The 18,147-nt window shown below is 44.7% G+C and carries 9 protein-coding genes, 2 tRNA genes and 2 rRNA genes; 11 read left to right on the top strand and 2 right to left on the bottom strand.

Features of this window, described 5'->3' with window-relative positions:
• Positions 1 to 65 precede the first annotated feature (65 nt).
• The 5 genes from ileS (at position 66) to HMPREF9448_RS00045 (ending at position 6,073) form a co-directional block, all read left to right on the top strand.
• Complete coding sequence (ileS, locus tag HMPREF9448_RS00065; protein WP_008860649.1) at positions 66 to 3,503, top strand: isoleucine--tRNA ligase; 3,438 nt, start codon at positions 66 to 68, stop codon at positions 3,501 to 3,503.
• Between the two features lie 108 nt (positions 3,504 to 3,611).
• Positions 3,612 to 3,995, top strand: a complete 384-nt coding sequence (locus HMPREF9448_RS00060) for a TraR/DksA family transcriptional regulator (RefSeq protein WP_008860648.1) — start codon at positions 3,612 to 3,614, stop codon at positions 3,993 to 3,995.
• Between the two features lie 182 nt (positions 3,996 to 4,177).
• A complete protein-coding gene (locus HMPREF9448_RS00055) occupies positions 4,178 to 4,807 on the top strand; it encodes a lipoprotein signal peptidase (RefSeq protein ID WP_008860647.1) in 630 nt (209 codons plus the stop codon).
• Between the two features lie 4 nt (positions 4,808 to 4,811).
• Positions 4,812 to 5,672: a DUF4296 domain-containing protein gene (locus HMPREF9448_RS00050; protein ID WP_008860646.1), complete on the top strand. Its 861-nt coding sequence runs from the start codon at positions 4,812 to 4,814 to the stop codon at positions 5,670 to 5,672.
• Positions 5,673 to 5,689: 17 nt separating this feature from the next.
• Positions 5,690 to 6,073: a hypothetical protein gene (locus tag HMPREF9448_RS00045; protein ID WP_008860645.1), complete on the top strand. Its 384-nt coding sequence runs from the start codon at positions 5,690 to 5,692 to the stop codon at positions 6,071 to 6,073.
• Between the two features lie 130 nt (positions 6,074 to 6,203).
• Here the strand turns inward: HMPREF9448_RS00045 and HMPREF9448_RS00040 are convergent, their stop codons facing one another.
• Entirely contained in the window at positions 6,204 to 8,048 is a 1,845-nt protein-coding gene (locus HMPREF9448_RS00040; protein ID WP_008860644.1) for a glycoside hydrolase family 13 protein, read from the bottom strand.
• A 140-nt stretch (positions 8,049 to 8,188) separates the two neighbouring features.
• Positions 8,189 to 9,523 (bottom strand): NADP-specific glutamate dehydrogenase, encoded by a 1,335-nt coding sequence (gene gdhA, locus HMPREF9448_RS00035; protein ID WP_008860643.1) that lies wholly within the window; start codon positions 9,521 to 9,523, stop codon positions 8,189 to 8,191.
• A 173-nt stretch (positions 9,524 to 9,696) separates the two neighbouring features.
• Here gdhA and HMPREF9448_RS00030 point away from each other — a divergent pair, with 173 nt between their 5' ends.
• The 6 genes from HMPREF9448_RS00030 to HMPREF9448_RS00005 form a co-directional block, all read left to right on the top strand.
• Positions 9,697 to 12,678 carry a PEP/pyruvate-binding domain-containing protein gene (locus tag HMPREF9448_RS00030; protein WP_040295885.1) on the top strand — a complete coding sequence of 994 codons (2,982 nt, stop codon included), beginning with the start codon at positions 9,697 to 9,699 and terminating at the stop codon, positions 12,676 to 12,678.
• An 11-nt stretch (positions 12,679 to 12,689) separates the two neighbouring features.
• The gene (locus HMPREF9448_RS00025; RefSeq protein ID WP_008860641.1) at positions 12,690 to 14,261 is read left to right on the top strand and encodes a coiled-coil domain-containing protein; all 1,572 of its coding nucleotides are present in this window, start codon (positions 12,690 to 12,692) and stop codon (positions 14,259 to 14,261) included.
• 767 nt (positions 14,262 to 15,028) lie between these two features.
• Positions 15,029 to 16,560, top strand: a 16S ribosomal RNA gene (locus HMPREF9448_RS00020).
• A 117-nt stretch (positions 16,561 to 16,677) separates the two neighbouring features.
• Positions 16,678 to 16,754, top strand: a tRNA-Ile gene (locus tag HMPREF9448_RS00015).
• A gap of 23 nt (positions 16,755 to 16,777) precedes the next feature.
• Positions 16,778 to 16,851 (top strand) — tRNA-Ala (locus HMPREF9448_RS00010).
• Between the two features lie 101 nt (positions 16,852 to 16,952).
• A 23S ribosomal RNA gene (locus HMPREF9448_RS00005) occupies positions 16,953 to 18,147 on the top strand; the annotation flags it as partial.

Genomic DNA, 18,147 nt, shown 5'->3' with positions numbered 1-18,147 from the left:
TTCTTAGTTACAGCTTTTTTTGTATCTTCGTGCCGATTTTTACGCAAAGATTATTTAAGAAATATATGGGCAAGAAATTCACCGAATATTCTCGTTTCGACCTCTCGGAAATCAATAAAGAGGTTTTGAACCAATGGGATAAGCAAGATCTTTTTCACCAAAGTCTGGAAACGCGCGAAGGGTGTCCTTCATTCGTATTTTACGAAGGTCCGCCTTCTGCCAACGGTATGCCGGGTATTCACCATGTGATGGCCCGTTCCATTAAAGATATATTCTGCCGGTACAAAACCATGAAGGGATTTCATGTGAAACGTAAAGCCGGGTGGGATACTCACGGGTTGCCCGTTGAGCTTGGGGTTGAAAAGGCTTTGGGTATCACCAAAGAAGACATCGGTAAAACCATTTCTGTGGCCGATTATAATGCGACTTGTCGTAAAGACGTGATGAAATTTACCCGTGAATGGGAAGACTTGACACACCGTATGGGATATTGGGTAGATATGAAGAATCCTTATATCACGTATGATAATCGTTATATCGAAACTTTGTGGTGGTTGCTCAAACAGTTGTATAATAAAAATTATCTTTATAAAGGATATACCATTCAACCTTATTCTCCGGCAGCAGGTACGGGATTGAGTTCACATGAGTTGAACCAACCCGGTTGTTATCGCGATGTTAAGGACACGACTTGTATAGCGCAATTTAAGATTAAGAATCCGCGTACGGAAATGACCGCTTTCGGAGAACCCTATTTCTTGGCATGGACCACTACACCGTGGACGTTGCCTTCCAATACGGCTCTTTGCGTAGGCCCGAATATCGATTACAATCTTGTACAGAGCTATAATCCTTATACCGGTGTACCCATTAGTGTAATAGTGGCGAAAGTTCTCGTGCGGACTCTATTCAATCCGAAAGCCGAGGGCCTTTCTTTGGAAGATTACAAGCCCGGTGACAAACTCATTCCGTGGAAAGTCGTTGCAGAATATAAAGGTAACGATTTGGCCGGAATGGAGTATGAACAACTGTTGCCGTGGGTAAATCCGGGAGAAGGAGCTTTCCGGGTTATTACCGGTGATTTCGTGACAACCGAAGAAGGTACAACCGGTATCGTGCATATTGCGCCCACATTCGGTGCAGATGACGATCGTGTAGCCAAAGCCAACGGTATTCCTCCTTTGATGATGCTCGATAAAGACGGCAATCGCCGTCCTATGGTCGATATGACCGGTAAATTCTATCTGATAGAAGACCTCGATCCTGATTTCGTTAAGCAGAACATAGATGTGGAGGCTTATAGCGAATATGCCGGCCGTTATGTAAAAAATGCTTATGATGCCGCACTTACGGCCGATGATGCCACGCTCGATATCGATATTTGCGTTTTGTTGAAGCAAACGAATAAAGTATTTAAAATCGAGAAACATGTGCATAGTTATCCGCACTGTTGGCGTACCGATAAGCCTGTGCTTTATTATCCGCTCGATAGTTGGTTCATTCGTACGACGGCTTGCCGTGGTCGCATGATAGAACTCAACAACACGATAAATTGGAAACCGCAGTCTACTGGGTCGGGACGTTTCGGAAAGTGGCTCGAAAATTTGCAAGATTGGAATCTTTCCCGTAGCCGTTATTGGGGAACTCCGTTACCTATTTGGCGTACCGAAGACGGGAGTGAAGAGGTTTGTATTGGTTCGGTCGAAGAATTGTATAATGAGATAGAGAAATCTATTACTGCCGGATTGATGAATGAGAATCCTTATAAGAAACAGGGTTTTGTCCCCGGCGAATATACGGCTGGAAATTACGATAAGATAGATTTACATCGCCCGTATGTAGATGATATCGTGTTGGTTTCCCCTTCGGGAAAACCCATGAAAAGAGAGAGCGACCTCATTGATGTTTGGTTCGATTCGGGCGCTATGCCTTATGCGCAGATACACTATCCTTTCGAGAATAAAGAAGTATTTGACAAGCGGGAAGTATATCCTGCCGATTTTATCGCCGAAGGTGTAGACCAAACGAGAGGGTGGTTCTTCACGTTGCATGCCATCGCCTCGATGGTTTTCGATAGCGTGGCCTATAAAGCAGTTGTTTCGAACGGGCTTGTTTTGGATAAGAACGGAAACAAGATGTCCAAACGATTGGGTAACGCTGTCGACCCGTTCAGTACGATCGAAAAATATGGTTCCGATCCGTTACGTTGGTATATGATTACCAATTCTTCGCCGTGGGATAACCTCAAATTCGATTTGGAAGGTGTGGAGGAAGTTCGTCGCAAGTTCTTTGGAACGTTGTATAACACCTATTCTTTCTTCGCTTTGTATGCCAATGTAGATGGTTTCACATTCAGTGAACCCGAGGTTCCGATGGAAAAACGGCCTGAAATAGACCGTTGGATTATCTCTCTTTTGAACTCTTTGATTAAAGAAGTCGACGAACAGTTTGCCGCTTACGAACCTACTCGTGCAGGGCGGGCTATATCGGATTTTGTAAATGACAATCTCAGTAACTGGTATGTTCGGTTGAATCGTAAACGTTTCTGGGGCGGAACGATGACGGAAGATAAATTGTCGGCATATCAAACGCTTTATACTTGCCTCGAAACAGTTGCCAAGCTCATGGCTCCTATTGCGCCTTTCTATGCCGATCGGCTCTATACAGACCTTACTGCGGCAACCGGACGAGATACTCGATCGGTACATTTGGTCGATTTCCCGGTAAGTTGCAACGATTATATCGATTTGGCTCTCGAAGAGCGTATGCAGATTGCTCAGACTATGACTTCGATGGTATTGGCTTTACGTCGTAAAGTGAATATCAAAGTACGCCAGCCGCTCACGACCTTGATGATTCCGGTATTGAATAAAGAGCAACAGGATCATATCGAAGCCGTGAAAGATTTGATTCTGAGTGAGGTGAATGTGAAAGAAATGAAGTTTGTCGATAATGCGGCAGGTATATTGGTAAAACGGGTCAAACCCGATTTCAAAAAGCTTGGTCCGCGTTATGGAAAGATTATGAAACAGTTGGCAGCTACGATAGCTTCTATGTCGCAACCGGATATTATCGAATTTGAGAAGAACGGAACTTTTACTTTCGAGATAGATGGGCAACAAGCTACTATCGAAGCGAGCGATGTAGAAATTATCTCCGAGGATATTCCGGGGTGGTTGGTTGCTAACGAAGGTAATCTTACAGTAGCTCTCGACATTACGGTGACCGACGAATTGCGCCGCGAAGGTATTGCCCGCGAGCTGGTGAACCGTATACAGAATATTCGTAAAACTTCGGGCTTCGATATTACGGATAAAATCGATGTATATATCGCTTCGAACGGGGAGACCGATTTGGTTGTGGAGGAATATCGCGACTATATGTCTCGACAGGTCTTGGCCAATACGTTTGAGATATTGGGCGCTCTTTCCGGAGAGTCTGTCACCGAGCTGGACTTCGATACGTTTAAGGTGAATATCAGAATTGTTAAATCCTTGAAATAATGGAGGTCCATAGGGATATTTCTGTTATATTTGACCGGATATAGAACAATTTCCGTTTGTGGTCGGTTCTTTGAATAATTGAATGTGGAATTTTAAGTAGCAATAATTATGAGTGAAAAAACACGTTATTCCGATGCTGAACTTGAAGAATTTCGGCAGATTATTAATGAAAAGCTCGAAAAAGCATATCGTGATTATGATTTGTTGAAAGCCTCGATTATGAATACCGATGGCAACGATGTTACCGATACATCGCCTACATTTAAGGTGTTGGAAGAAGGTGCTAGCACTCTCTCCAAAGAAGAGGCAGGACAATTGGCGCAACGGCAGATGAAGTTTATTCAGCACTTGCAGGCTGCGCTTGTACGCATAGAAAATAAAACATACGGGATTTGTCGGGAGACCGGTAAGCTGATTCCGAAAGAGAGACTTCGTGCTGTTCCTCATGCAACTTTGGGAATTGACGCGAAGGAAGATGGAAAAAGAAAATAGTTTGCCGATATCCATATCAATCTGTTCTTTGGGGAAACAGGTAAAGAGGATTGGCAGTTTTTATGAAACTTACTGAAAAGTGATATTAAAATTCGACCTTTGGGGGCTGTTCTTTGGGTAGAAAGCACGAAGGTCGAATCTTTTTGAGATAGGATAAAAGTGAGAATCTTTTTATTTTGGATATGAAGAAATTGACCAAAGGGCAGGTTGCTCTTATTACGATTGTTCTTGTACTCATTGTCGACCAAGCCGTGAAGATATGGGTGAAAACTCATATGTATATCGGTGAATCTATACGAGTGACCGATTGGTTTTATATAGCGTTTATCGAAAATAACGGTATGGCCTTCGGCATGGAAGTGGGAAGCAAGCTGTTCTTGTCTCTGTTCCGTATTGTTGCCGTTGTTTTTCTGTCGTGGTGGATGCTGAAAATTAAGAATCGTCCCCAAGTCGCTACGGGATTCATCGTTTGCTTGGCTTTGATTATAGCGGGAGCTGCGGGAAATATTGTAGACTGCCTGTTCTATGGATTGATGTTTAACGATCCTGTCCCCCCTTTGGTCGCTTCTTTTGTGCCGGGAGACGGGTATGCCGGGCTGTTCTATGGGCGAGTTGTGGATATGCTCTATTTCCCTCTGTTCAGTTTTTATTGGCCCGATTGGATACCGTGGATAGGAGGTGAGCGGTTCGAGTTTTTCCGTCCGGTATTCAATATTGCCGATTCGGCGATTTCGGTCGGAGTGGTTTGTATGATTCTCTTTTATCATCGTTATCTCTCTTCCGAAAATAAACAAGTTGAGAAATCCGAATAGCTTTATGAAAAATCCGATATGGATCATATGGTTGATTTTATGTTTGTCGGCATGTGGCAGCCGTACTCCGGATTATGTCATTAATGAGAAAGATATGGAGGATTTGTTAGTCGATATACACAAATCCGAAGCTGTCATAGAATCGAACTATAATATCTATAACAACAATGCCGATAAGAAAAAGATAAGAGAAGCCGTATTTTTGCGTCATGGAGTCACTCGGGAACAGTTCGACACGACTCTTGTATGGTATGGGCATCATATTGAAATCTATATGAAAATATACGATCGTGTGGTGGAACGATTGAAAGCCGAAAATGAGGAGGCCAAAAAACTGTTAGCGGAAGAAAATTCCCAAACGATGTCGCAGCCGGGCGATAGTGTAGATGTATGGAAACAAAGGCGGAGCCATATCTTCGACTCCCGGTTATCTACCAATTTGTTAGCGTTCGATATCGCTCCCGATGAAAACTTCCGTACTCGCGATTATTTCGAGTTGAAATTTAAAGTCGTCATGCTACCTAAATTAAGCGTGAACCCGCAAGTATATATGGCCGTACGTCATACCGATAATGGGGTGGCATACAACAGAATCGATATAGATAAGGGAGGGTGGTTCTCTTTGCCGTTACAATCCGATTCTGCTACGGCGTTGTCCCGTCTTTACGGATATATCGTTCTTCCGGAGCAATCGGTTCGGGAGAAGGTATATATCGATAGTTTGATGTTGATTCGTAAGCACTATAACGATCGTATTCTTGATGTGGATAATCAGGTGTATATGCCAGAGCAGTCGGTCGTAAGTGGCGAATCTAAGAAAGCCGTTGCAAAACGGGTTACCAAATTAAAAAAGTTAGGTTCATAAGAGAAGATCATTGGATTATGAAGAAAGGATTCTTTTCGCATCAGTTGTGTTATAGGCGGTCGTTGCTCAATAAACACATTCTCTATCTCACTTTCGACAATAAAGTTGATAATATATTGCCGTTTCAGCGAGAAGTATCCTTGACTACCTTTTGTGAAGGTGTGTTGTTTGTCGTGTCGCCCGGTTTCGAACAGGAAAAAGAGGAGTTCTGTCGCATATTGCGGGAACAGCTCTCCGGCAATCCTTTGCTCACGGTAGGAGAGGCTATTATTCATAATCCCGTCTATCTTCGTAATATGGCCGACGACATCGCCCCTTGCAGTCTGTATACTGTCACATCGATAAATTGGGCGACGGCTCGGTTGAGAGACGACGAACTCACGTTGGTGAAAGTACTCTGAACAGACTCTTGTTTTATCAGCATGATTATGTTTTAGCTGGTGAGAAAAAAGTATTCAATTTTTTCCCCTACTCCGATGATTGTCGAAGATAGGGAAAATATCGCTTGGTGTCGTTCTCGGTTTCGTCCGGTTAATACTCTAAGATATATAAAGCTCTGGGGGGAAACTCCATAACGGGGGAGAACTCGATCTGTCTGTGTGTAATAATATCATGGGCGGATTGTACTTCCGATAAAATCTCGTTATAACGGCTCATGTCGACCGTCAGTGGAGAGTCGTTCCCGTTCATGATAACCAACACATTTTTCCCTTCGTAGCTGCGGCGATATACATACAATCCGTTGTTCGGCATGAAGTGCATCATTTCCCCGTGTGACAGACAGGGATTGTTTTGTCTCCATTTCAAGAGAGTCCGGCAAAAGTCGAAGGCTTCGTTTTGCAGGGGGGTGCGGTCTTGGGATAAGAAATCGTTAATCGTATCGCCCGGAAATCCTCCCGGAAAATCGAGGCGGACTAATCCGTCGGTCTTTTGCTTGCTCCCATGCATTAGAATTTCTGTCCCGTAATAGATTTGGGGAATCCCACGGGTTGTCAATAGGAATGCGATGGCTTGTTTGTAAAAGCCCAAGTGGGAGGGTTCGGACAACAGAAAACGATCGGTGTCGTGGTTGTCGAGGAAGTTGAGTACATTCATTGGGTCGGCAAACATGAAGTCGAGTGCAAGGTGGTCGTAAATCAGATTCAACCCGCCCCAACTGTCGGTTTGCGAAGTAAACGCATCACGGGCTATACCTTGTAGCGGAAAATCCATAACGCTTTTCAAGTGGGAGTTACGCGACGTATCCAAAATGCTGTTCCGTTGCCAATAGGCCGAACCGGCTTCGGTTCCGTACCAGCATTCTCCCACGATGTTGAAATTAGGGTATTCCCGGTTGATGGCGGCACACCATTCGGACATGGAATCGAAAAACACATACGGGTGAGTATCCATACGTATGCCGTCGATTCCCGAGAATTCTATCCACCAGATACTGTTCTGAGTCAGATATTTCATCAAATGCGGATTGTGCTGGTTCAAGTCTGGCATGCTCTCTACGAACCAACCTTCTACGGTCATGCTTTTGTCATATTCCGATACGTAAGGATCGAAGTGGGGAGTAAGACGGTAGGACGTTTGTCGATAACCGTCGGGGAAGTTGAACCAATCGTGCGACGGTCGGTCCAAGAACCAGATATGTTGGTCTCCGCAATGGTTGAATATCATATCCATGACGACTTTCATACCCCGGTTATGGCATTCGGTTATCAAATCCCGGTAATACATGTTTGTCCCGAACCGAGGATCGACCCGATAATAATCGGTTGTTGCATATCCATGATACGACCCTCCGGGCATATCGTTTTCGAGAACCGGATTCAGCCAAATGGCCGTTACGCCTAAGTCTTCGATATAGTCCAAGTGCTCGGCGATACCTTTTAAGTCCCCTCCATGCCGGGCATCGGGATTGTTCCGATTTACGGGTGAAGGAAATCGCATGGACGGAATGACGTTTGTAGACGGGTCGCCATCGGCGAAACGGTCTGGCATAATCAGATAAAGTACGTCCGTTGCGTCGAATCCTTTCCGGTTTTTTCCCTGTATGGTTCTTGCATTGAGTGTGTATGGGATATTTTGTTTCTCTCGTTTTCGGCTCAGTTGAATATCGAAATTGCCGGGTTGGGTCTCAGGGGCGATACTCAGATAAAGGAATGAATAATTTTTACTGTCCAGACTGACAGCTTTTGTTAAGGTTACGCCCGGGTAATCTATCTTAATTTTACAGTCGGCGATATTTTTCCCGTATAACATGATTTGTAGCTCTCGGTCTTGCATTCCGGTCCACCAGAATGGAGGGTCGATTCGTTCTATATCTATCTTTGCATAACTTGTGCTTAGGGTGCAGAATAGCAGGAATGATAGGAATATCTTTTTCATACGTATGGCATTTATGGGTTTTTCTGTTGGAGAAACAATTATATGTAAGACTTGGTTCGTAGGCAACTTCATTATAAATGAGAAAGGGAGGAGATAATTTTTATCTCCTCCCTTTCTCTATGTTCGCATTATTCGAAATCTTAAATGACTCCTTGTGCCATCATGGCTTTGGCTACTTTCATGAAACCTGCGATGTTGGCTCCTTTCATATAGTTGATGTATCCGTCCGTTTCGGTTCCGTATTTTACACATTGAGTGTGAATGTCGCTCATGATTTGGTGCAGACGTTGGTCAACTTCTTCGGCGCTCCATGAAATGTGCATGGCGTTCTGTGTCATTTCCAATCCCGAAGTGGCTACGCCGCCCGCATTGACAGCCTTGCCTGGTCCGTACATGATACGATGTTTGATAAATAAATCGATAGCTTCGGGGCGGCAACCCATATTGGAGATTTCACCCACACAGATAACGCCGTTTTCAATAAGCCTCTTGGCATCTTCTTCGTCGAGTTCGTTTTGTGTAGCACAAGGAAGAGCGATGTCGACTTTTTGTTCCCAGGGGCGTTTTCCGGGGAAGAATTGTACTCCGTATTTTTCGGCATAAGGTGCGACTATATCTTCGCCCGATGCGCGTAGTTCGAGCATATAGTCTATCTTTTCGCCTGAAATACCGTCTGGATCATATACATAACCGTCAGGTCCCGAAATGGTGACTACTTTCGCTCCTAATTGTGTAGCTTTTGATGCCGCACCCCATGCTACGTTGCCGAATCCACTGATGGCGATTCTCTTTCCGGCGATGTCTATTCCTTTGGTTGCCAGCATTTGTTTTACGAAGTAAAGTCCACCGTAGCCGGTTGCTTCGGGACGAACAAGGGAACCTCCGAATTCGAGACCTTTTCCGGTAAACGTTCCGGTGTGCTCGTGCGTCAGTTTTTTATACATACCGAACATGTAGCCGACCTCACGGCCTCCTACGCCTATATCGCCCGCAGGCACGTCGGTGTCGGGGCCTAAATGACGCCACAATTCCAACATGAATGCTTGGCAGAATCTCATGATTTCGGCATCTGATTTACCACGAGGGCTGAAATCCGAACCACCTTTTCCACCACCCATAGGTAGAGTGGTCAGTGCATTTTTGAATGTTTGTTCGAATCCGAGGAATTTCAATATGGAAAGATTTACCGATGCATGGAATCTTATTCCTCCTTTGTATGGGCCTATGGCATTGTTGAATTGTACCCGGTATCCTAAGTTTACTTGTATTTCGCCGTTATCATCTACCCAGGGCACTTTGAAGGTGATGATTCTGTCGGGTTCGACAAGCCTTTCTATCAATTTGGCTTTTTCGAATTCGGGGTGTTGGTTATAAACTTCCTCTATGGAAAGTAACACCTCGTGTACCGCTTGTAAATACTCCGACTCACCGGGGTGCTTTGCCGCCAATGATGTCATGATGTGCTCGATGTTCATAGTCGCGATATTATTAAGTTAAATTCTTGATTGGGCATCTCTTTGGAAGATGCTCGTTTCTCTTATCGCAAATGTACATATTTATATGGATAAAAAAATTTTTTTTACTACTTTTGAACAATAAAATCGCAAAAAAATAAAATGGCAATTTGAAAGCCGGAATCGACACAAAAATAATGAATCGACCGAATATTAACCAATTATATCTGAAAGATACCTCTTTTGCTAACTTAATGCAAAAAAGAGTGTTCAATGTCTTACTTGTTGCGAGCCGATATGATGCTTTTATCATGGAAGAAGATGGGCGGGTGGAGGAACAAATTTACTTCGAATATGTTTCCCTGAATCTGAGTTCGCCTCCTCGGGTGAAACAGGTAACGACCAATGAGGAAGCCTTCGAGGAATTGGCTTTGAAACGTTATGACCTGATTATAACTATGCCCGGAGTCGATTGTTCCGAGACCTTTACGCAGGCAAAGGCGATGAAACGTCTCTACCCTTATATCCCTATTGTCGTTCTGACCCCTTTTTCTCACGAAGTTTCAAGGCGTATAGCAAAGGAAGATTTGAGTGGGGTGGACTACGTGTTCAGTTGGTTGGGTAATGTCGATTTGTTAGTGGCTATTATTAAGCTGATCGAAGATAAAATGAATGCCGAAGTCGATATTACTTCGGTAGGTGTGCAGCTCATTCTATTGGTAGAAGACTCTATCCGGTTCTATTCTTCCATTTTGCCTAATTTGTATAATTTTGTGTTGAAGCAATCCCAAATATTTTCGACCGAAGCCTTGAACGATCACGAGCGAATGCTGCGCATGCGGGGACGCCCCAAAGTAATGTTGGCACGAACTTATGAGGAAGCTATGCAGATATATGAAAAATATTCGGGAAACATGCTGGGTATCGTATCCGATGTTTCGTTCGTTAGGGCAGGCGAAAAAGATAAAAAAGCAGGAATAAAATTTTGCACCTATGTGCGCTCTTGCGATCCTTACTTGCCTCTTATTATTGAGTCTTCCGAACGCGAAAATCAAAAAGAAGCCATTAAGCTCAACGCTTCGTTCTTAGATAAAAATTCTAAGAAATTGCCGGTTGATTTGAGAAAAACGATATTGAAAAATTTCGGCTTCGGTGATTTTACATTCATCAATCCTAATACGGGAGAGCCTATCGTGACAATAAAAAATCTAAAAGATTTACAAGACAATATAGATATTATTCCCGACGACTCTCTTTATTATCATGCCTCTCGTAATCACATATCCCGATGGCTCTATTCGCGGGCCATTTTCCCTATGGCCGAAGCCTTGCAGCCTCGACAAATTACCGATTTGAGCGAGATATCTGAGATTCGTAAACTCATTTTCGACGCTATTGTACAGTATAGAAAAATGAAGAATAGGGGAGTAGTTGCCATTTTCAAGCGTGACCGTTTTGACAAATACTCCAATTTTGCTCGTATTGGTAATGGTTCTTTGGGGGGGAAAGGACGAGGCTTGGCGTTTATCGACGCCATGATAAAAAGAAATCCGACTTTCGATAATATCGAAGGCGTGAATGTGACCGTTCCCAAAACGGTAGTTTTGTGTACCGATATATTCGATACCTTTATGGAGAGTAATAATCTCTATCAAATAGCTCTTTCCGATATTTCCGATGAAGAAATTTTGGAGCATTTTCTTAAAGCGAAGCTCCCCGAAGAATTAAAGCCCGATTTTTTGGCATTTTTCGATGTGGTGGGTAAGCCCATTGCCGTTCGTTCGTCGAGTCTGTTGGAAGATTCCCACTATCAACCTTTCGCCGGTATCTATTCTACCTATATGATACCCTCGTTGGACGATAAGAACGAGATGCTCCGTTTACTGTTAGATGCTATAAAAGCAGTTTATGCCTCGGTTTTTTACGCCGATAGTAAAGCCTATATGACAGCTACGTCGAATGTTATCGATCAAGAAAAGATGGCGATTATATTGCAGGAAGTGGTAGGTACGCAATACAACGATCGTTATTATCCGTCGTTTGCAGGAGTAGGCCGTTCGATAAACTACTATCCTATTAATGACGAAAAGGCCGAAGATGGAGTTGTCGATTTGGCTATTGGGTTAGGAAAATATATTGTCGATGGAGGACGCAGTTTACGATTCTCTCCACGGCATCCCAATAAAGTATTGCAAACCAGTACACTCGATTTGGCGTTGAGAGATACCCAAACACGATTCTACGCGTTGGATATGAATAGAGGTGAAAAACCTTTCTCTATTGACGATGGCTTCAATTTGTTGAAACTCTCCGTTCGCGATGCCGAGAAAGACAATTCCCTTCGTTTGATGGTTTCTACTTACGATCCTGTCGATCAGATGATCCGGGACGGTTACTATGATGGGGGGCGCAAAGTCGTTACGTTTGCCAATATCTTGCAACATAAAGCCTTTCCGTTAGCCTCTATTCTCGATTCCATGCTTACCATTGGCAGTCGCGAAATGGGACGGCCGGTAGAAATAGAGTTTGCAGGAAATCTTGTAGGGCCGGGTAATACTCCTGGTACAGTTTATTGGTTGCAGATAAGGCCTATTGTCGATATGAAGGAAATGCTTAGCGACGAAGTAATGGATTTACCCGACGAAAGAACCATTCTTAAAAGCAATACGGCATTAGGACACGGCGTGATGGATAATGTATCTCATATTGTCTATGTAAAATCATCGAGTTTTAAGTCCTCAAATAATGTAAATATAGCACGTGAAATAGAGAAAATAAATCGTACCTTTACCGAGCGGGAAGAAAACTATATTTTGGTAGGGCCCGGGCGATGGGGGTCGAGTGACTCTTCACTGGGAATTCCAGTTAAATGGCCGCATATATCATCAGCCCGTCTCATTGTAGAGTCCGCACTTGATAATTATAGGATAGAACCAAGTCAAGGAACGCATTTCTTTCAGAATTTGACTTCGTTTGGTGTTGGCTATTTTACGGTAAATACATTTGCAGGCGATGGCTATTACGATGAAAGTTATCTGAATGAGCTCCCTGCTGTGTACGAATCGGAATCTTTGAGAATTGTTAAATTTGATGCTCCTGTACTGATAGAGATAAACGGACGCAAAGGGAAAGGTCTGGTGACAAAGCCCGGAGTGGAACAAATTGAAAATAAATAAGATAGAAAATTATGTCTATATTTAGAAAAACGATGAAAGCGTTGGGGTTTTCTGGCGAAGATGATGAATTCGAGGCTCAACCTTATACTGCTGAAAATATTACGAATGCATGTATTCGGGAAAAAGAGAGACAGGATAATGAGAGTGACGTTACTCCGTCTGCTTCGAGAGTTGGAGAAGACAAAGAGGAGGAACTGCAACTCCCCGATACGCTGCTCGATACATTGTTAGAATTATTGAACAAATCGCTTCCCGATTATATATTGGCCGCATTGGATAAGGAAGCGGAGAAAAAATATCTCTTCGATCGATTAGATAAACCGTTTAAAGAATTTATCTGTGCGGTAAATGAGCGTGCCCGTGAATCCGTTTCACGGAAATGGAAAACAGAACACCTCAATTTAACGAAAGAAATGGAAGAGGCACGGGTAAAAATGAAAGAATTGGAAGAGCAGCGTAATACTATGCAAAGTGCTCAATTAAGCGCCGAACGACAGAAACGGGCGGTGGCGGAAAAAGTGCATGAGCTGGAAGCTCGTATCGCTGCGTTAGAAGCCGAAAAAGAGCAGTTTGAACTGGAAAATAAAAGTTTGGTGAATAAATTGAAAGTCTCTAATGTTCATCAAGAAGAATTGGAGGCAGCTTCTGCCGAAATTGAGAGGTTAAGAGCCGAACTTAAAACACAGAAAGAAAATATATCCGATGTAGAGCAACTTCGCATGGATTTACAGCAGGCTCGCAAAGAACTATCACAGGCAAAAGATAAAGAGACCGAGATTGCAAGTCAGTTGGAAGCAGCTCGACAAGACTTAATGCAACGAGAAGATAAAAATTCACAACTCTTAAAGCAGATAAAGGATCTCGAAATTCAGCTATCCGAAGCACAGAATGGGTTGAAGGTAGTAGACGAAGTCGAAATTAAATTGCAACAGTTTGAGCAGATAAAAGCATCGAAAGATGAAAAAATAGCACAACTCTTAGACAACTTGCAATCCGTGGAGGAAGAAAACAAACAACTCCAAGCTCGACTGAATGATCTGATAGAACAAAAAGAAAAATTAGAACAGACTGTGACACAGGGAAATGTCGGTAACAAAAACGAAATTGAGTCGTTGAAAAGCGATTTAGAAAATGCCAATGCAATGATAGCTGCATTGCGAAATCAACGACAAGAACTATTAGCACAGATAGAGAATTTGAAATTTGTGAAAAACACTAATGAAAAGCAAGAGCCGGAAACCGTTACGCCAGTCGAAGAGAAACAAGACACATCGTCCGTAATTAGTTTTGAAGTTCGTCAGGACGAAAGTGAAACAAAAAGCAATGTAAAAACTTCGGTAGAGGAATCGAAAGAAGTTACGGAGAATTCCCCTAAGAGTGTTGATACAAACACAGGGGAAGACGATTTTCCGGGTCTCGATTCATTCGATGATAACTGGTTAATTCCTACCAGACCCGATACACCCGAGATGATTGCAAAACGGAAAGAAGAGGAGAAAAAGAAACGCGAAGCCGAAGAACAGGCTGCCGTGGAGCAAAAGAAAGCGCAGCAAGTTGATTCCTCGCAAATGTCTCTTTGGTAAAATAAATGTAATGTATGGAAAGAGTCCCGTTTAGAGAATGGGACTCTTTTTTTTTAGAAGCTGTTTTAAATTTATTCCGAGACAGATTGAGCCCTATGTTGAAGCAGATTGGAGTCCGAGATATGCAGTCAATAGCGGGCTATTGACAAAAATCAAGGGATTCAAGATGCCAGACAGGGGCTCAATATGGCCGGAACATACCTGCTTGCAATGATAATATTATTTCTCTATAAATTTAAAACAGCTTCTTATTAGGAGGAAAGAAAAAAATTCGATAAAAATGATAGGAGGAATAGATTACGTTCGACTTTGTCTTCGTTACCGAGGGCGTCATATCTTCTCCCCTGTGCCGGGAAATAGTATGGGGAAGAAACCCAAGAAGCGATAGTTTCTGAGGAGAAGAGTTGTAATATACAAGGACAATCTCCACAAATTATCAGCCGAACTAGCGTTTAGGTGTAGCTCACTTAAATAGCATTGGGATTTTTTTGGGAAAAAATGTTTAAGTATAAAATCGTGAGGTACAGTCCATTGCAAGAAAGTTATGTTATATAGCATAAAAAAGTGGGAAAAAAATTTGGAGCGGAGTAGGAAAATGAATTAACTTTGCAACCGCAAAAGAGGAAACGGGGCACGCTCCGGGGAACTTTTTTGTCAAGTTCATTGAAGGAATTGAAGAAGCAAGTGTAGTACAGTAAAAGAAGAGAGAAAGAAGTCAATTCAGTCAGGTAACGCTTCGAAGGTATAATAAAGAAAAAGAAGAAGATACAACGAAGAGTTTGATCCTGGCTCAGGATGAACGCTAGCGACAGGCCTAACACATGCAAGTCGAGGGGCAGCGGGGAGGTAGCAATACCTTTGCCGGCGACCGGCGCACGGGTGAGTAACACGTATGCAATCCACCTGTAACAGGGGGATAACCCGGAGAAATCCGGACTAATACCCCATAATATGGGCGCTCCGCATGGAGAGTTCATTAAAGAGAGCAATTTTGGTTACAGACGAGCATGCGCTCCATTAGCCAGTTGGCGGGGTAACGGCCCACCAAAGCGACGATGGATAGGGGTTCTGAGAGGAAGGTCCCCCACATTGGAACTGAGACACGGTCCAAACTCCTACGGGAGGCAGCAGTGAGGAATATTGGTCAATGGTCGGCAGACTGAACCAGCCAAGTCGCGTGAGGGAAGACGGCCCTACGGGTTGTAAACCTCTTTTGTCGGAGAGTAAAGTACGCTACGTGTAGCGTATTGCAAGTATCCGAAGAAAAAGCATCGGCTAACTCCGTGCCAGCAGCCGCGGTAATACGGAGGATGCGAGCGTTATCCGGATTTATTGGGTTTAAAGGGTGCGTAGGCGGCACGCCAAGTCAGCGGTGAAATTTCCGGGCTCAACCCGGAGTGTGCCGTTGAAACTGGCGAGCTAGAGTACACAAGAGGCAGGCGGAATGCGTGGTGTAGCGGTGAAATGCATAGATATCACGCAGAACCCCGATTGCGAAGGCAGCCTGCTAGGGTGAAACAGACGCTGAGGCACGAAAGCGTGGGTATCGAACAGGATTAGATACCCTGGTAGTCCACGCAGTAAACGATGAATACTAACTGTTTGCGATACAATGTAAGCGGTACAGCGAAAGCGTTAAGTATTCCACCTGGGGAGTACGCCGGCAACGGTGAAACTCAAAGGAATTGACGGGGGCCCGCACAAGCGGAGGAACATGTGGTTTAATTCGATGATACGCGAGGAACCTTACCCGGGCTCAAACGCAGGGGGAATGTCGGTGAAAGCCGGCAGCTAGTAATAGTCACCTGCGAGGTGCTGCATGGTTGTCGTCAGCTCGTGCCGTGAGGTGTCGGCTTAAGTGCCATAACGAGCGCAACCCCTATCGACAGTTACTAACGGGTGAAGCCGAGGACTCTGTCGAGACTGCCGGCGCAAGCCGCGAGGAAGGTGGGGATGACGTCAAATCAGCACGGCCCTTACGTCCGGGGCGACACACGTGTTACAATGGCAGGTACAGAAGGCAGCCAGTCAGCAATGACGCGCGAATCCCGAAAACCTGTCTCAGTTCGGATTGGAGTCTGCAACCCGACTCCATGAAGCTGGATTCGCTAGTAATCGCGCATCAGCCATGGCGCGGTGAATACGTTCCCGGGCCTTGTACACACCGCCCGTCAAGCCATGGAAGCCGGGAGTACCTGAAGCATGCAACCGCAAGGAGCGTACGAAGGTAATACCGGTAACTGGGGCTAAGTCGTAACAAGGTAGCCGTACCGGAAGGTGCGGCTGGAACACCTCCTTTCTGGAGAAGCAAAACCTGCAATAAGACTGGAAAAGACCAAGCTCTCTCTTGGTACTACACGCTTCGTTCAATATAAAAAGAAGGAAAACAACCCGCCGCAGGCACGATTTGAAGAATAGTCCTATAGCTCAGTAGGTTAGAGCGCTACACTGATAATGTAGAGGTCGGCAGTTCAAATCTGCCTGGGACTACCAGGCCGGAGGTCAGGTGGTAAAAGGGGGGATTAGCTCAGCTGGCTAGAGCACCTGCTTTGCAAGCAGGGGGTCAACGGTTCGAATCCGTTATTCTCCACGAAAGATCCTTGACATGATGGAAAAAGAAGAGTAAACGAGCAAAGCAAACCCATATCAACCCCTAACGTCGCCGTCTCTAAGCAGAGACGGAAGACGCGGAAGAAAGTAAACAAGGGCGCATGGAGGATGCCTAGGCTCTCGGAGGCGAAGAAGGACGTGATAAGCTGCGAAAAGTTACGGTAAGGCGCAAATAGCCGTAGACCCGTAAATATCCGAATGGGGCAACCCGGCCAGCAATGGCCATACCGCCAAGCGGTAAGCCAACGCGGGGAACTGAAACATCTAAGTACCCGCAGGAAAAGAAAATAACAATGATTCCGCCAGTAGTGGCGAGCGAACGCGGAACAGCCCAAACCACTCGTGTTACGGCACGAGTGGGGTAGAAGGATCCACGACACGGCAAGAAATAAGTTAGCGGAATACGATGGAAATCGTAGCCAGAGACGGTGACAGCCCGGTACGCGAAAACCGACAGAAGCCCAGTGGACACCTGAGTAACCCAGGACACGAGAAATCCGGGGCGAATCAGCGGGGCCCATCCCGTAAGGCTAAATACTCCCGAGAGACCGATAGCGAACCAGTACTGTGAAGGAAAGGTGAAAAGAACCTCGAACAGAGGAGTGAAACAGACCCTGAAACCATGCGCCTACAAGCGGTCGGAGCATGTTAAAGTGTGACGGCGTGCCTTTTGCATAATGAACCTACGAGTTACTCTCGCTGGCAAGGTTAAGCGATTCAGTCGCGCAGCCGAAGCGAAAGCAAGTCCGAACAAGGCGTACAGTCAGCGGGAGTAGACGCGAAACCAAGTGATCTACCCTTGGTCAGGTTGAAGGTTGGGTAACACCAATTGGAGGACCGCACCGATAAGCGTTGAAAAGCTTACGGATGAACTGAGGGTAGGAGTGAAAGGCCAATCAAACTTGGAGATAGCTCGTACTCCCCGAAATGCATTTAGGTGCAGCCTCGAAGCAGAGTGATAGAGGTAGAGCGACTGATAAGATGCGAGGGCTTCACCGCCTATCAAGTCTTGACAAACTCCGAATACTATCACTTGGTCTTCGGGAGTGAGGGCATGGGTGCTAAGGTCCATGTCCGAAAGAGGAACAACTCAGACCACCGGCTAAGGTCCCGAAATAAGGGCTAAGTTGAACAAACGAAGTAAAACTGCAAAGACAGCTAGGATGTTGGCTTGGAAGCAGCCATTCATTTAAAGAGTGCGTAACAGCTCACTAGTCGAGGAGTTTTGCATGGATAATAATCGGGCATAAGCCCTTTACCGAAGCTGTGGATGTCG

The organism is Barnesiella intestinihominis YIT 11860 (assembly GCF_000296465.1).
Taxonomy (GTDB): Bacteria; Bacteroidota; Bacteroidia; order Bacteroidales; family Barnesiellaceae; genus Barnesiella; species Barnesiella intestinihominis.
This window is presented reverse-complemented; position numbering and strand designations above follow the sequence as displayed.

Coding starts and splice junctions, on each gene's coding strand:
- gdhA (WP_008860643.1), bottom strand. CDS start 9,523: ATGAACATCGAGCACATCATGACATCATTGGCGGCAAAGCACCCCGGT.
- HMPREF9448_RS00045 (WP_008860645.1), top strand. CDS start 5,690: ATGAAGAAAGGATTCTTTTCGCATCAGTTGTGTTATAGGCGGTCGTTG.
- HMPREF9448_RS00040 (WP_008860644.1), bottom strand. CDS start 8,048: ATGAAAAAGATATTCCTATCATTCCTGCTATTCTGCACCCTAAGCACA.
- HMPREF9448_RS00060 (WP_008860648.1), top strand. CDS start 3,612: ATGAGTGAAAAAACACGTTATTCCGATGCTGAACTTGAAGAATTTCGG.
- ileS (WP_008860649.1), top strand. CDS start 66: ATGGGCAAGAAATTCACCGAATATTCTCGTTTCGACCTCTCGGAAATC.
- HMPREF9448_RS00055 (WP_008860647.1), top strand. CDS start 4,178: ATGAAGAAATTGACCAAAGGGCAGGTTGCTCTTATTACGATTGTTCTT.
- HMPREF9448_RS00025 (WP_008860641.1), top strand. CDS start 12,690: ATGTCTATATTTAGAAAAACGATGAAAGCGTTGGGGTTTTCTGGCGAA.
- HMPREF9448_RS00050 (WP_008860646.1), top strand. CDS start 4,812: ATGAAAAATCCGATATGGATCATATGGTTGATTTTATGTTTGTCGGCA.